Origin of the sequence: Jeotgalibacillus sp. S-D1 (assembly GCF_004358665.1) — a bacterium.
GTDB lineage: Bacteria > Bacillota > Bacilli > Bacillales > Jeotgalibacillaceae > Jeotgalibacillus.
The window spans coordinates 544,542-558,747 of sequence record NZ_SMZR01000001.1; the positions used below are offsets into that span (position 1 = coordinate 544,542).

Annotated in this window: 14 protein-coding genes; 8 read left to right on the forward strand and 6 right to left on the reverse strand. The window is 42.0% G+C overall.

Translation table 11 applies throughout. The features are described from left to right. Position 1: 1 nt before the first annotated feature. From E2R51_RS02765 to E2R51_RS02780, 4 genes are all read left to right on the forward strand, one after another. Complete coding sequence (locus E2R51_RS02765) at positions 2–1,123, forward strand: M20/M25/M40 family metallo-hydrolase (protein WP_133375497.1); 1,122 nt, start codon at positions 2–4, stop codon at positions 1,121–1,123. A gap of 94 nt (positions 1,124–1,217) precedes the next feature. Further along, the gene (locus tag E2R51_RS02770) at positions 1,218–2,462 is read left to right on the forward strand and encodes a DNA polymerase IV (protein WP_133375498.1); all 1,245 of its coding nucleotides are present in this window, start codon (positions 1,218–1,220) and stop codon (positions 2,460–2,462) included. Positions 2,463–2,567: 105 nt separating this feature from the next. After that, positions 2,568–3,980, forward strand: coding sequence for an NADP-dependent phosphogluconate dehydrogenase (gene gndA, locus E2R51_RS02775; RefSeq protein ID WP_133375499.1), 1,413 nt, complete (start codon positions 2,568–2,570; stop codon positions 3,978–3,980). Positions 3,981–4,052: 72 nt separating this feature from the next. Next, positions 4,053–4,421 carry a DoxX family protein gene (locus E2R51_RS02780; RefSeq protein WP_133375500.1) on the forward strand — a complete coding sequence of 123 codons (369 nt, stop codon included), beginning with the start codon at positions 4,053–4,055 and terminating at the stop codon, positions 4,419–4,421. A gap of 32 nt (positions 4,422–4,453) precedes the next feature. Here the strand turns inward: E2R51_RS02780 and zwf are convergent, their stop codons facing one another. Beyond that, on the reverse strand, positions 4,454–5,947 hold the full coding sequence (gene zwf / locus E2R51_RS02785) for a glucose-6-phosphate dehydrogenase (protein ID WP_133375501.1): 1,494 nt from the start codon (positions 5,945–5,947) through the stop codon (positions 4,454–4,456). Positions 5,948–6,219: 272 nt separating this feature from the next. Between zwf and rnz the strand changes: the two genes are divergently transcribed. Further along, entirely contained in the window at positions 6,220–7,158 is a 939-nt protein-coding gene (gene rnz / locus E2R51_RS02790) for a ribonuclease Z (protein WP_133375502.1), read from the forward strand. 17 nt (positions 7,159–7,175) lie between these two features. On the opposite strand, the gene namA is transcribed toward rnz, so the two are convergent. From namA to proC, 3 genes are all read right to left on the reverse strand, one after another. Beyond that, positions 7,176–8,198: an NADPH dehydrogenase NamA gene (namA, locus tag E2R51_RS02795; RefSeq protein WP_133375503.1), complete on the reverse strand. Its 1,023-nt coding sequence runs from the start codon at positions 8,196–8,198 to the stop codon at positions 7,176–7,178. 66 nt (positions 8,199–8,264) lie between these two features. Continuing rightward, positions 8,265–9,413: a glycosyltransferase family 2 protein gene (locus E2R51_RS02800; RefSeq protein ID WP_133375504.1), complete on the reverse strand. Its 1,149-nt coding sequence runs from the start codon at positions 9,411–9,413 to the stop codon at positions 8,265–8,267. Positions 9,414–9,468: 55 nt separating this feature from the next. Beyond that, positions 9,469–10,299 carry a pyrroline-5-carboxylate reductase gene (proC, locus tag E2R51_RS02805; protein ID WP_133375505.1) on the reverse strand — a complete coding sequence of 277 codons (831 nt, stop codon included), beginning with the start codon at positions 10,297–10,299 and terminating at the stop codon, positions 9,469–9,471. 401 nt (positions 10,300–10,700) lie between these two features. On the opposite strand from proC, the gene E2R51_RS02810 reads away from it, so the two are divergent. Beyond that, positions 10,701–11,705 carry an MBL fold metallo-hydrolase gene (locus tag E2R51_RS02810; RefSeq protein ID WP_133375506.1) on the forward strand — a complete coding sequence of 335 codons (1,005 nt, stop codon included), beginning with the start codon at positions 10,701–10,703 and terminating at the stop codon, positions 11,703–11,705. Next, positions 11,683–12,477 (forward strand): SDR family NAD(P)-dependent oxidoreductase, encoded by a 795-nt coding sequence (locus E2R51_RS02815; protein WP_133375507.1) that lies wholly within the window; start codon positions 11,683–11,685, stop codon positions 12,475–12,477. Before E2R51_RS02810 ends, E2R51_RS02815 begins: the two co-directional genes overlap by 23 nt. A 76-nt stretch (positions 12,478–12,553) precedes the next feature. Here the strand turns inward: E2R51_RS02815 and E2R51_RS02820 are convergent, their stop codons facing one another. Further along, positions 12,554–12,769: a CDGSH iron-sulfur domain-containing protein gene (locus E2R51_RS02820; RefSeq protein WP_133375508.1), complete on the reverse strand. Its 216-nt coding sequence runs from the start codon at positions 12,767–12,769 to the stop codon at positions 12,554–12,556. A 110-nt stretch (positions 12,770–12,879) separates the two neighbouring features. On the opposite strand from E2R51_RS02820, the gene E2R51_RS02825 reads away from it, so the two are divergent. Further along, the gene (locus E2R51_RS02825) at positions 12,880–13,200 is read left to right on the forward strand and encodes an iron-sulfur cluster biosynthesis family protein (RefSeq protein WP_133375509.1); all 321 of its coding nucleotides are present in this window, start codon (positions 12,880–12,882) and stop codon (positions 13,198–13,200) included. Positions 13,201–13,242: 42 nt separating this feature from the next. Here E2R51_RS02825 and E2R51_RS02830 read toward each other — a convergent pair whose 3' ends face one another. Beyond that, on the reverse strand, positions 13,243–14,127 hold the full coding sequence (locus E2R51_RS02830) for an alpha/beta hydrolase (protein ID WP_133376311.1): 885 nt from the start codon (positions 14,125–14,127) through the stop codon (positions 13,243–13,245). Positions 14,128–14,206: the final 79 nt, after the last annotated feature.

Consider the following 14,206-nt stretch of genomic DNA (forward strand, 5'->3'; position numbering starts at 1 on the left):
CATGATTAATGAGTCAAGATTAGTGGATGAATTTTTAGAGCTAGTTAAAGTGGATTCAGAAACAAAGCACGAGGCGGAAATTAGTGCCCTTTTAAAGAAAAAATTCAGTTCGCTCGGATTGGAAATTGAAGAAGATGACAGCATGGCAGAAACAGGTCATGGTGCCAACAACTTAATTTGTACATTGCAGGGGACAAAGGCAGGGGCGGATACGATTTATTTCACTTCCCATATGGATACGGTTACGCCCGGGAAAAGTATTAATCCTGTTATAAAAGATGGGTATGTTCATTCAGATGGCACAACGATTCTTGGTGCAGACGATAAAGCGGGGATTGCTGCCATGCTTGAACTGGTTAAACAGCTAAAAGAACAAAACATCGAGCATGGAAGCATTCAGTTTATTATTACAGCAGGAGAAGAATCAGGGCTTGTAGGAGCCAAAGCGTTAAAGCCGTCTTATGTAAAAGCTAAATACGGTTTTGCTGTAGATAGTGATGGCAAAGTTGGAAATATCATTGTTGCAGCTCCTACACAAGCAAAAGTCAAAGCAGTCATCCACGGGAAAACAGCACATGCAGGCGTTGCACCGGAAAAGGGCGTTTCTGCTATAACAATTGCTTCAAAAGCAATTGCTGCAATGCCGCTTGGACGAATTGATGAAGAAACAACAGCCAATATCGGCCGGTTCGAAGGCGGAAGTGCGACAAATATTGTTTGTGACCGGGTAGACGTTTTGGCTGAGGCCAGATCACTGTCACCCGAAAAGATGGAGTCCCAGGCTGCAAAAATGAAAGAAGCATTTGAGCATGCCGCGCAGGAAATGGGCGGAAAAGCTGATGTGGAAGTACAAGTGATGTATCCCGGGTTTAAATTTCAAGAACAGGATGAAGTGGTACAAATTGCGCTTAAAGCTGCTAAATCCATTGGAAGACCTTCCTCGCTTCTCACAAGCGGTGGAGGAAGCGACGCCAATGTTATAGCAGGAATGGGCGTGCCAACAGTGAACCTCGCTGTCGGGTACGAAGATATTCATACAAAAAATGAAAAAATGCCAATTGAAGAGCTGAATAAACTGGCAGAGCTTTTAACTTCGATCGTAAAAGAAGCAGCGAAAAACTAAATACACTACTTGAATGCACCCTTAAATTGAGGGTGCTTCTTTCTTTTGTGAAGATCCTTTAATCGTGTACAATAAGTGGGGGGAGGCATGGTTCATGGTTATGGCAAAACGGGGAAGAATTATTTTACATGTTGATATGAATAGTTTTTACGCTTCTGTAGAAATCGCTCATAATCCATCTTTAAAGGGAAAACCTCTGGCAATTGCAGGCAACCCTGAGGAACGAAAAGGAATTATCGTGACATGCAGTTATGAAGCCCGTGCATTTGGTGTGAAAACAACAATGCCTATTTGGGAAGCAAAAAAACTTTGTCCCAAGCTGATGATCATGCGTCCTGATTTCGACCGGTATCGCCAGGCATCAAAAGCAATGTTTGATATTCTCCGTTCTTATACCTCAGAGGTAGAACCTGTATCAATTGATGAAGGGTATATGGACATTACAGAAATAGAGGAAGAATCTCCAATTGATTTAATTTCAACCATACAAGACCGTATATTGTGCGAGTTGGGTCTTCCTTGCAGTATTGGCGTGGCTCCTAATAAATTTTTAGCAAAAATGGCTTCCGATATGAAAAAACCACTTGGGATTACTGTGCTGAGAAAACGGGATGTGCCATCTGTTATGTGGCCAATGCCTGCACAGTCCATGCACGGTGTAGGAAGCAAAACAGCAGAGAAACTTAAATCGATCGGCATTGAAACGATTGGAGACCTGGCAAGCGGGGAGGATATACAGCTCAAGGCGCTGCTTGGAATAAATGGGAAGCGGCTGAAGGAACGCGCCAATGGAGTGGATGATCGGAAAGTGGACCCTGACAGCATCTACGATTTTAAGAGTGTGGGCAATTCCACAACATTGCCAACAGACGTGGCGAATCAATCAGAGCTTGTCTCTGTTTTATTTAAACTGTCTGTAAAAGTCAGCCAGCGGTTAAAATCAAAATCGATGCTTGCCTACGGTGTTTCTGTCATGATTCGATTTAAAAATCGTAAAACCATAACGCGCAGCTGTTTGGTGAAAAGTCCTATTCATCATGCGGAAGATCTGCAAGAGGTTGCCAAATCGCTTTTTTTGACCCATTGGGATGGAAGTCCAATCAGGCTGTTAGGCGTTACTGCACAGGAGCTGGTGGAGCGTAAACAGGCGGTAAAACAGCTAGATTTATTTACTTATGAGGAAGATGCAAAGCATGAACCGATCGACCGGGTACTTGAGCAAATTGAAAATAAGTATGGTTCCGGAAAGCTGAATAGGGGAATGCACAAAAGCGGGGGAGTACAGGGCGCTTCAGCTGAAACAAGTTTCAGTAAGGATTTTTTAAGCGACCATAAATAAGGCAATTATTTTAGCCTTTGGTGAAAATAGTGTTACAATAGTGATTGATTAATGGAATGCTTAATTAAGCAGTTGAATAATGGAAGAGAAAGGACGTTAAAAACGATGGCAAAACAACAAATAGGTGTAGTTGGATTAGCAGTTATGGGCAAAAACCTTGCCTGGAATATTGAAAGCAGAGGGTTTTCTGTAGCCGTCTACAATCGCTCTTCAGCAAAAGTAGATGATATGCTGGCTGAATCAGAAGGAAAACAAATTTATGGTACATATAGCGTGGAGGAGTTTGTTGAATCGCTTGAAGCTCCAAGGAAAATTCTTTTAATGGTTAAGGCAGGAGCGGCTACTGATGCAACAATCAGCAGCTTATTGCCCTTGCTGGACAAAGGCGATATTTTAATTGATGGAGGAAATACCTTCTATAAAGATACAATTCGCCGTAACCAGGAATTAAGTGAACACGGAATTCATTTCATCGGAACCGGCGTATCAGGTGGAGAAGAGGGTGCTCTGACAGGACCGTCCATCATGCCTGGCGGTCAAAAAGAGGCGTATGAATTAGTGGCACCAATATTTGAACAGATTTCAGCTAAAGTTAATGGAGAAGCATGCAGTACCTATATTGGACCAGACGGAGCAGGACATTACGTGAAAATGGTTCATAATGGCATTGAGTATGCTGATATGCAGCTGATCGCTGAATCTTATTTCCTTATGAAAAATGTATTAGGATTATCAGCTGAGGAACTTCACGAAGTATTTTCAGACTGGAACAAAGGTGAACTTGACAGCTATCTGATTGAAATTACTGCAGATATTTTCAAGAAAAAAGACGCAGAGACGGGCAAACCTATGGTTGATGTCATTCTCGATAAAGCAGGCCAAAAAGGTACTGGTAAATGGACAAGCCAAAGTGCGCTTGATCTTGGCACTCCGCTTCCAATTATTACTGAATCAGTATTTGCCAGATTTATTTCCGCAATTAAAGATGAGCGTGTTGCAGCAAGCAAAGTTTTAAGCGGACCAGCACCTGCTGCCCCTCAAAAAGATAAAACAGAAGTAATTGAAGCGATTCGCCGTGCTCTTTACATGTCAAAAATTGCTTCTTATGCACAGGGGTTTGCGCAAATGAAAGCTGCCTCTGAGGAATATAACTGGGATTTGAAGTTTGGTGACATAGCCATGATTTTCAGAGGCGGATGTATTATCCGTGCTCAATTTTTGCAAAAAATTAAAGAAGCGTATGACCGTAATCCTTCATTAATGAACTTAATGCTTGATGACTACTTTAAAGAAATTGTTGAATCCTACCAGTATGCGCTGCGGGAAGTTATTTCTCTGGCAGTTCAAAATGGTGTGCCGGTTCCTGGTTTCTCTACAGCATTAGCTTATTATGACAGCTACCGCACAGAAACGCTTCCGGCCAATTTAATTCAGGCACAGCGTGATTATTTCGGAGCTCATACGTATGAGCGTGTTGACCGAGAGGGAATCTTCCATACTGAATGGATGGAAGATTAAAAAGTACCTGCAAAAAGCCTGAGCCTCATCCGTGATATAGGGATAGAGGCTCTTTTGAAAGGAGGAAAAAAAATGAAGTGGGCAAGCCGGATTTACGGATTTTTTATGTTGTTTGCCGGCGTTATGCACTTTAAGAAAGCCCGGATGTTTATGAGAATTGTTCCAGCCTTTCTTCCTTTTAAAAAAATGATAGTCTGGATCTCAGGCGTGGTGGAAATTCTGGTAGGGGTATTGCTGATTCTTAACCGTTTTATGGCGTTTGCGAGTAAGCTGCTCACCTGGCTTTTAATCCTCGTGTGGCCGGCTAATATTTATATGGCTATGAAAAAGATGCCTTTAAAAAAAGGACAGAAGCCTAAGCCCGTATTACTATGGGCAAGAGTGCTTTTCCAGTGGCCTCTTATAAAATGGGCTGAGAAAATGAGTGTGCAAAATAAATAAAAGGCTTTCGGCGATTGCCGAAAGCCTTTTATTTATTTATCTAATTCTCCTACAGACCACCATTCAAATCCTTCATCGGCCAGCAGCTTATGGCTTTTATCCGGCCCCATGCCGCCCGATTCATAATTTGGAAAAGATTCTTCTTTGGTTGATTCCCAATGATCAGAAATTTTATCCACAAAACTCCATGATCGTCTTACTTCGTCCCAATGGGTAAAATTGGTTGCATCGCCCATGATACAGTCAAATAGCAATTTTTCATAAGCTTCAGGCGTATTGATGCCATCCACGCTGCTTGCGGAATAGCTTAGTTTCACTGGCTGAGTATTTACGCCTTCACTGGTTTTCTTTGCATTAAGGTGTAATGTGATGCCCTCGTCAGGCTGAATATGAATAACGAGTAAATTTGGATCCAGCGAATGCTCTTTATTATAATAAAGGTTCATAGGAATATCTTTAAACTGCACAACTATTTTAGTGGATTTTACCGCCATGCTTTTCCCTGTGCGGATAAAGAATGGAACGCCTGCCCAGCGGAAATTGTCAATCATCACTTTTCCGGCGACAAATGTTTCAGTATTTGAAGCAGCATCCACGTTTGCTCCTTCACGGTATCCTTTTACTTCTTTTCCATTTACAATCCCTGGACCATATTGTCCCCGCACAAAGTAGTCATCGACTTCTTTGCCTTCAACCGGCCGCATGGAGCGCAATACACGGACTTTTTCACTTCTTATTTCATCGGTGCTTAAATTGATCGGAGGTTCCATGGCAAGCAGAGCCACCATCTGTAGCATATGGTTTTGTACCATATCACGTAATGCACCGCTGGTTTCATAGTAGCGTCCCCGTTCCTCCACACCCAGCGTTTCAGAAGAGGTAATTTGAATATTAGAGATAAACCGGCTGTTCCACAGGGGTTCAAACAATGCATTCGCAAAACGGATGACTTCGATATTTTGGACCATTTCTTTTCCTAAGTAATGATCAATACGATAGATCTGTTCTTCAGAAAACGATTTGCGAATCTGTTCATTTAATGCTCCGGCAGACGGCAAATCGTGGCCAAACGGCTTTTCGATAACCAGACGGCAAAAACCATTGGTGTCTGTTAAGCCATCCTGCTTTAAATGATCTGTAATTGTGCCGAAAAACTCAGGTGCCATTGCCAGATAAAAGATTCTGTTGCCTTCAAGTGTGAAATTTTCATCCAGCTCATTAGCGAGTTCTTTTAGCTGTATGTAAGAGCGTGAGTCAGTTACGTCATGAGATTGATATACACAATGCTCAATAAATAATTCAATTTGATCATTTGAATGTGCGGAGTTTTGCAAGGCGCTTCTTACATGCTCTCTGAACTGTTCTTGAGACCATTCCCTGCGGCCTACTCCCAGCACGGCAAATTGATCTGACAGGTTTCCTTTTAAGTATAGCTGATAAAGAGAAGGAAATAGCTTTCTTTTAGCAAGGTCGCCTGTTGCGCCAAAAATCATAATTAAGGTTGGTGGTGTTTTATCTTGTTTCACGTTCAGGACCTCACTTTTATTTAATAAATATTCTGGATACCTTCTAAATAATAAATGATGCTAAAATACAATATCTAAATTGTATAGGTGTGGTTGATGATATGCAACAGTTATGCAACTTTGATTTTTATGGCAAAAACTAATAAAGAGGGAACATCACCGCAAATATTTATGATTGGCCGGCTTTTCCAAGGGCAATTACAAGGGGCGTATGGCGCCAAAACAGATTGAAATGTGGTATGATTGTGCTCAAATGGAGGTGCCTTTTAAGCATGCAGCTATTATTTTTGGGAACGGGTGCCGGTGTGCCTGCTAAACAGAGAAATGTTTCATCCATAGCATTAAAGAGACTGAACAAGCGCGGAGCGATCTGGCTTTTTGATTGCGGAGAAGCCACACAGCATCAAATCCTGCATACAACGATCAAACCAAGAAGGATTGAAAAAATATTTATTACACACCTCCATGGTGATCATATCTACGGTTTGCCTGGCCTGCTTGGCAGCCGCTCGTTCCAGGGCGGAACTGAGCCTCTGACTGTTTATGGACCAAAAGGTATTAAAGAATTTGTGCAAACAACGCTTCAGGTAAGCGCAACTTATGTAAAATATGAACTGAGAATTGTAGAAATTGAAGATGGCATGGTCATAGATGATGAGGACTGTATCATTGAAGCAGGCAAGCTCGACCATGGCATAGAATCATTTGGCTACCGGATAACAGAAAAAGATCGACCTGGAGAGTTGGATGCAGATAAACTAAGAAAGATAGGCATCCCTCCCGGACCGCTTTATCAAAAGCTAAAGTCGAAGCAGGTGATAGAGTGGGAAGGGATGACGCTGAATGGGGCGGACTTTTTAGGAAGAGACAAAAAAGGGCTGATTGTCACGATTCTTGGAGACACCCGCTTATGCAGCCGTTCATTTGAATTGGCAAGAGATGCCGATTTACTTGTGCACGAAGCAACTTTTGATGAAAAAAGTGAAGAAATGGCCTTTCAATATTTTCATTCCACTACAGCCCAGGCCGCACTGGTGGCAAAAGAAGCGGGGGTTAGAGAGCTCTGGCTAACTCATATCAGCTCTCGCTATACAAGTGACGATCTCGGGCAATTGCTGGAAGAAGCAAAAAGGATTTTTCCTCCCAGTTTTATTGCTCAAGACTTAATTGAGACAAATAATTTAAAAGCACAAAAACCTGAGTCAGACTAGCAGACTCAGGTTTTTTATTAACTGTTCCATCCGCGTTCATATTGCTTGGGCGGCTGTATATCTGTTTTTAATTGGGCTGCTGCGGTTCTTGGCCAATAAGGATCCCTTAATAATTCACGTGCAAGAAAAATAAGGTCTGCCCGTTTATTTTGCAGAATTTCCTCTGCCTGAATACCGGTTGTGATTAATCCAACTGCCCCAACGGGAATATCTGCACCCTTTTTAATGGTTTCTGCCATGCCTACCTGATAACCTGGATATACATTGATTTTAGCAGGCACCACAGCTCCAGAGCTGACATCAATCAGGTCCACGCCCTGCTCCTTCATCCATTTTGCAAATGGTATATAATCCTCAGCTGCAAGCCCGTTTTCATCCCAATCACTTGCTGAAACCCGTACAATCAGCGGACCATTCCATACGTCTTTTACAGCATCTACAATCTCTCTGAGAAAACGATAGCGATTTTCTGCCGATCCGCCATAATCATCTTCTCTTCTGTTGGCAAGAGGTGAAAGAAATTCATTAATTAAATAGCCATGGGCACCATGAAGCTCGATAATATCAAATCCTGCCTCATCTGCTCTTCTGGCTCCCTGCTTGAATGCCAATACGGTTTCATTAATATCCTTCAGACTCATTTCCAAAGGAGTTTTCATTTTTTCATTAAATGGAATGGCTGATGGAGCAATGATGTCGCCGTCAGTCATCGACTTGCGGCCTGCATGCGCTAATTGAATAGCAGTTTTAGCTCCCTGCTCTTTAATTAAAGTAACCAGTTCGCGAAGACCATGAATATGTTCATCGTTCCAGATGCCGAGGTCTTCATTTGAAATGCGGCCCTGTGGTGTCACCGCTGTTGCTTCGAGCATGATGAGTCCAACTTGTCCAACCGCTCGGCTTGTATAATGCGTTTTATGCCAATTTTCTACATGACCATCCTTATTATGCGAAGAATACATGCACATTGGTGCCATGACAATGCGATTTTTTAACGTTACATCCTTAATGGTATAAGGTGAAAAAAGAGCTGTGGTCATCCGGTTGCCTCCTATTGTTTAGTGTTCCTAAATAGTATAACAAGGAGCTCTTCATAACCAAAAGAATCAGACTTGCTTTGTGTTCTTTTTTAACTCTTTAAGGGAGTAGGTGGTACCTCTCCATTTAATTCCCCCTCGGGCAATGGTTAGGATGGTTGCTCTGATAATAGCATATAAAAATAAACATGCAGATAGCGGGAATAATAAAATATGCCAGTGGGAATAGGTGGTCAGCCTCCTGGTCAAGGGTACATAAACAGCGGCTAACATAATAACGGCAAGCATGCTTATGGTTCTTACAGAAGAATCTGAATGAAACAGCGTAATAAATGGAAGGAGTTGGGAGGTGAAAACAACTGTAATGGCCCCGAACACCAGAATATAGCTGTAATGAAGACCGGCGAATGTATTTTTCTCCAGTCCTTTAACAGCTTCTTTGAGGGAAGGGTACCATTCAACATGCAGCAGTCCTAATGCAGTAGTCATTCGTTGTTTTAGTCCGTATCTTTTCACCATCATGCCGAGCTGAAGGTCATCATCCGGACGCATTCGAATGGCAGAATGACCGTTTATTTTTTTATATGCCTGCTGGCTGATCATATTAAAAGCACCAATGCCAATGCCGTTTTTCGCTTTATCACGATTTGCAGACCACGGGCGCTTATAATAGGAAAAACCAAACAAAAAGAAGGAAATAAACCCCTTGAGAATAAAGCTTCTGGCAGTCAGGTTCGGTGAGATGGTTAAATGATCAAGTGATAATCTTGAAAAAAATGCTGCTGCCTTCGCTATTAAATCAGGTTCATATTGAATATCTGCATCAGTAAAAATAAGCGTCTTTCCGTTTGCTGCTATTGCTCCTGTGTGAAGAGCATAATTTTTGCCAAGCCATCCCTCAGGAAGAGAAGTAAGATGAATAACCCTAATGCGGGAATCGATTTTGGCGAATTTTTCCATTGTTTCACCCGTTTGATCTGTTGACCGGTCATTTATGAGAATCCATTCGATGGACTCATAGGTTTGAAGCAGCTGTGAGCGAATGCTTTGCTCAATGGTATGTGCTTCATTTCTTGCTGCTACAATGATGCTTATAAGACCGATTGAGGAGGTGGGCGGCTCTTCTTCCAGAGCAGGCAGTTCCCGCAATCCCCTATACGTATCGAGTGCTATAACGACCCAGAATAATGAGATGAGTGACAGCAGAATAATAAGCATAAAACCGCTTCCTTTTTACATTATCCTACTGGAAATAATTAAAATGTGGCAACTTCTATGCCTTGTCAATCTGCTCAAATTGACTCCGAAGTTTGCCGGAATGCTCCGTTGCTTCTTTAATACAGGCTTTAAATGCTTCCTTAACATGATGCTGTTCAAGTTTTCTAACACCTGCTTCTGTTGTTCCGCCGGCACTCGTAATCGCTTTTCTAAGCATCTTAGGGGATTTATTAGTAGTTGAAAGCATTTTTGAAGCGCCTGCCAGCGTTTGAAGGATAAACGGTTTCGCTTCCGCTTCTGTCATGCCTAGTTCAACGGCTGCCTGCTCCATTGCTTCGACAACATAATAAATATAAGCCGGACCGCTTCCGGAAAGCCCGGTTACGACATCTAATCTTTCTTCATCCACAATGGTGACGGTTCCAATAGCTGTGAAAATGGATAATGCCAATCCCTGCTGTTCGGAAGAAACATGCTTGTTAAATGCGATTCCTGTTGCTGACTGCTGGATGGTAGCTGACGTATTCGGCATAGCGCGGGCTATTGCACAGCTTTCTCCCAAAATGCCGTTCATAAATTTTAATGACAATCCTGCGAGCACAGAAATAATGAGCTGATGCGGTTTAAGGAAGCTCCGTATATCATCCATTGCTTCTTTTGCGTCTTTAGGTTTCATAGCTAAAACAACTACATCAGCATCCTGCAGCAGCAATTTAAGATCATAGCTGATTTTTATGCTGTACAATTCCTTTATTGCTGTAAGCCGTGATTGATCTGACCGGTTGGTAACCCATAGGTCGAGTTTTGTTAAATGTGGAGATTCCACAATTCCTTGTATAATCGCTTCTGCCATTGATCCTGCACCTATAAATACGACTTTCACCATGAAAACCTCCTTTTTAACCTAAAAAAACCCAATCATCCTGTAAAAAAGGACGAAAGGGTTGCTTCCGTGGTACCACCTAGTTTTGCTTGATTTATGTTTCAAGCACACTTCATTAGCCTGTAACGAAGGCAGACGGACAGGTTTTCCTGCCGCTCAAAGGTAGGTTCGACGAGGAGGGAAATGACGGAGTTTTACAGCCGGTGAACTCCGCTCTCTTGCATCTTTTCCTCATGTACTGGTCCTTATCATCACGTTGGTAGATGGAATGATTATATGTGATTATGCGGACGTTCTCGTCTCATGTCAAGCTTTTTTAAAGAATTGCATCGACTTTTATGGAGAAAAAGGCTACACTAAAACAAAGTGAATAGTGATTCATTTTTATATGAGGAGGCCGTTTAATGGTTCAATGGCATAAAGATATTGCACAGCTGACAATCCCCACGCCGTTTGCAGTGGGGGATGTTCATGTATATGTAATTCGTGATGAAAAAATTACACTGGTGGATACTGGTGCGAAAACAAAGGAAGGATGGAAGACATTAAAAGAGCAGCTTACGGCTATCGGATTATCAGTAGGAGACATCGAACAGATTGTTCTGACTCATCACCATCCGGATCATGCAGGCTTAATTGACAGTTTCCCGCAAGCTGAAATTCTTGGTGCGAAAGAGGGAGAACGGTTTCTTCTTCGGGATGAAGGATTTATGAAGGAACACGATGCGTTTTACACTTCATTTTTCAGGCAGATGGGCCTGCCTGATGCGTTTTTTGTTTTAATTGAAAAAATGAAGGAACCGTTGCAAATTCTGGGCAACAGAGGACTCGATCTAAAACTGGATCATCAGCAAAAAATTCCGGGGGCCTCTGATTGGCGTGTGATTAATACTCCAGGGCATGCACAGGGGCATATCTCTTTATTTCGCAGCAAAGACGGATGTATGATTGGGGGAGATATGCTGCTTGAAAAGGTGTCCTCAAACCCCTTAATTGAACCTCCATTTAACCGTGGAGGCGAACGGCCGATCCCGCAGCTGCAATATAACCAGTCATTGAAAAGGCTGCTGGACCTGCCCATTTCCTTATTGCTTCCAGGTCATGGCGGTGTTATCGAGCAGCCGCACCCATTAATTCATCACCGATTAAAAAAGCAGCATGAACGTGCTCTTCATGTTAAACATCTGTTGGCTCAAAAGGAATCCACCGCTTTTGACATATGTGTCAGGCTTTTCCCTCAAGTTTACCGAAAGCAGCTTGGTCTGACTCTGTCGGAAACAATGGCTCAACTGGATTATTTGTTGTCAATTGGGGAAATTGAATGTGCAGACCAGGCTGGAGATGCATTTATCTATAAAGCATTGGCGAATGAAAAGGAGCTTGAATATGAGCAGGGATTTAACCGGTAAAGTCATAATGATTACAGGGGCTTCAAGCGGCCTTGGAGGAGCGCTGGCGAAAGAATGCTCTAAACTTGGTGCTTCAATTATTTTAGTGGGACGCAACGAAGAGCGGCTTGCTGCTGTTGTCCAGGAATGCGGCATGCTTGGAGCTGGTGAGGTTCGTGCTTATCCATTCGATTTAACCCGTACATCCGCAATACCTGGTTTCATAGAAGACCTTGAAAAAGAATGGGGAACAATCGATGCATTAATTAATAATGCAGGTTTTGGGTTGTTTGAACGTTTGGATCAAACACCTGAAAAAACAGTAGCAACAATGTTTGAAGTTAATGTGCTGGCTTTAATTTCACTTACAAAGGCAGTTATACCAGTTATGCAAAAACACAGAAACGGTCATGTGATCAATATAGCTTCTCAGGCAGGAAAACTTGCAACACCTAAATCAAGCATCTACTCAGCTACGAAGCACGCAGTCATCGGTTTTTCAAACAGCATGAGGATGGAAGTAGCAGACGAGGGAATTTCGATTACCACAGTTAATCCAGGTCCTATAAACACTTCTTTTTTCGAGCATGCAGACAGCTCTGGCACCTATGCCGCCAGTGTAAAACGATGGATGCTCGATTCTGACGAAGTGGCAGCCAAAACGGTCAAAGTGTTATTTACGAAACGCAGAGAACTTAACTTGCCGCGGTGGATGAGTGTCATTTCCCGAATTCATGCGTTATTCCCCCGCTTAGTGGAATCAGTAGGGAAAAAGGGATTTAATCAAAAATAAACAAAAAAGACCAGCCTGGTCTTTTTTGTTTATTGCTTAATAAATCCTTATCTTTTTAAAACAATCTTTATCTTCATTAATCTTCATCCAGTATTTTTTCCGCCCGTACGCAGGAATTGAATTTCCCTTTATGCGTTGCATCACAAAAAGGCATATTCTGCGACAATCCGCATCGGCATAATGAAAATACCGGCTTTGTTTCGAACCGGTTGCCATCAGCATCAATTAACTCCACATCCCCGCTTACACGCAGAGATCCATTGTCCATAACTTTAATTTGAACTTTGTCCATTATTAAAAACCCCGTTTCTGTTATTTAAAGTAGTATATTTAAAAATCAAGCAAGATACTCTGTCTATTTCGGGCCAGATGCTATACTGTGGTCACACAGGAGGGATAACAATGCAAATTACGATTACAGATGCTGCTGCAGAAAAAATCCGCGAAAAAATACAAAATCAACATGGTTATTTAAAATTGAAATATGACACGGAAGGAACAGGCTGTGTAATGAACGGCGTGCCGATACTGTGGCATGTAAACGAACCCGTTGAGGGTGACATCAAAATCGAAACAAATCAAATGCCAATACTGGTAGAAAAATCAAAAATGGTCTTTTATGATAAAGAAATCAAAATTGATTATTCCAATCAGTCAGGCATGTTTCAGTTGAAAAGTCCCGGTCAGACGATTAATGGACGGATGTCATTTAAAAATCAATGATAAACGGGCTGAGCAGCTGCTTTTGCTGCTCAGTTTACCTGCCTATAACCCGTTCTCCTTTAAAAATTCATCCACACATCTGCTATATTCTTCTTCATTTTCAACTAATGACTGCGCATGATCCCCATTTTCTGCAATAAAGAGTTTTTTAGCGCCTTTTTTCAACTCATATAAGCTTTCCGTCATATGAGCAGGAATAAATCCATCATTTTTACTGTGAATGAAAAGTACAGGCTTTACGATGTTCAACACCGCTGCTTTTGGTGATACGGATTGGATGGTATAGCCATCCCGCAATTTAATGAAAAAGTCAGCAAGAGAGATTGCAAGCCTTGAAGTCCGGAGGAGCTCCCGGTCTTTTTGAATCATAAACGCAAGCTGTTCTCTGAAGTCAGAAAAAGGACAGTCTGCTATGTAGAAATCAGCCCGGTCCTCTACAGAACCGGCATATAATAACGTGGTGGCAGCTCCCATGGATTCACCATGTATGCCAAGAATCACATCATCACCTGTCCTTTTGATCAGTGCATCAACAACTGCTTTTAAATCGAGTTTTTCATAAAAACCAAAGCTTGTTGTTTTTCCGCCTGACTCACCGTGCCTGCGGTGATCAAAAATGACGGCATTATAACCTTTAGCCAGAAAGAGGTTCATATATTTAATTGAGTTTACTTTGTTTTCTGTAACACCATGGCAGAAAATTATATATTTCTTTGAAGGGTGAGGAGTTATAAAAATGGTTTTAATGTTATAACCGTTGGGTGATTTGACCCATACTTCTTCTTTGGGAAGAGAATCATACTCGTGCAGGATTAACCGTTTCTGGGAAACTTCCCTGTCAAATATACTTTTTTCATCTTTTAATGCCATATACATAATTCGGTTAGATAAATGCAAGCCTAAACCCGCTGCAGCAGCCCCTAACATCCCTGCTATGCTGCCGGCAATCAGCCATTTTCTTTTTTTCACAAGGATCACCTCATGTGGTATGCAAAGTATGCCAGCT

What these genes read in the sequence shown, in the direction of transcription:
- gndA (WP_133375499.1), top strand. Translation starts at nt 2,568, where the DNA reads ATGGCAAAACAACAAATAGGTGTAGTTGGATTAGCAGTTATGGGCAAA.
- E2R51_RS02830 (WP_133376311.1), bottom strand. Translation starts at nt 14,127, where the DNA reads ATGTTAGGGGCTGCTGCAGCGGGTTTAGGCTTGCATTTATCTAACCGA.
- E2R51_RS02815 (WP_133375507.1), top strand. Translation starts at nt 11,683, where the DNA reads ATGAGCAGGGATTTAACCGGTAAAGTCATAATGATTACAGGGGCTTCA.
- namA (WP_133375503.1), bottom strand. Translation starts at nt 8,198, where the DNA reads ATGACCACAGCTCTTTTTTCACCTTATACCATTAAGGATGTAACGTTA.
- E2R51_RS02770 (WP_133375498.1), top strand. Translation starts at nt 1,218, where the DNA reads ATGGTTATGGCAAAACGGGGAAGAATTATTTTACATGTTGATATGAAT.
- E2R51_RS02765 (WP_133375497.1), top strand. Translation starts at nt 2, where the DNA reads ATGATTAATGAGTCAAGATTAGTGGATGAATTTTTAGAGCTAGTTAAA.
- rnz (WP_133375502.1), top strand. Translation starts at nt 6,220, where the DNA reads ATGCAGCTATTATTTTTGGGAACGGGTGCCGGTGTGCCTGCTAAACAG.
- E2R51_RS02810 (WP_133375506.1), top strand. Translation starts at nt 10,701, where the DNA reads ATGGTTCAATGGCATAAAGATATTGCACAGCTGACAATCCCCACGCCG.
- E2R51_RS02800 (WP_133375504.1), bottom strand. Translation starts at nt 9,413, where the DNA reads ATGCTTATTATTCTGCTGTCACTCATCTCATTATTCTGGGTCGTTATA.
- proC (WP_133375505.1), bottom strand. Translation starts at nt 10,299, where the DNA reads ATGGTGAAAGTCGTATTTATAGGTGCAGGATCAATGGCAGAAGCGATT.
- E2R51_RS02780 (WP_133375500.1), top strand. Translation starts at nt 4,053, where the DNA reads ATGAAGTGGGCAAGCCGGATTTACGGATTTTTTATGTTGTTTGCCGGC.
- E2R51_RS02825 (WP_133375509.1), top strand. Translation starts at nt 12,880, where the DNA reads ATGCAAATTACGATTACAGATGCTGCTGCAGAAAAAATCCGCGAAAAA.
- E2R51_RS02820 (WP_133375508.1), bottom strand. Translation starts at nt 12,769, where the DNA reads ATGGACAAAGTTCAAATTAAAGTTATGGACAATGGATCTCTGCGTGTA.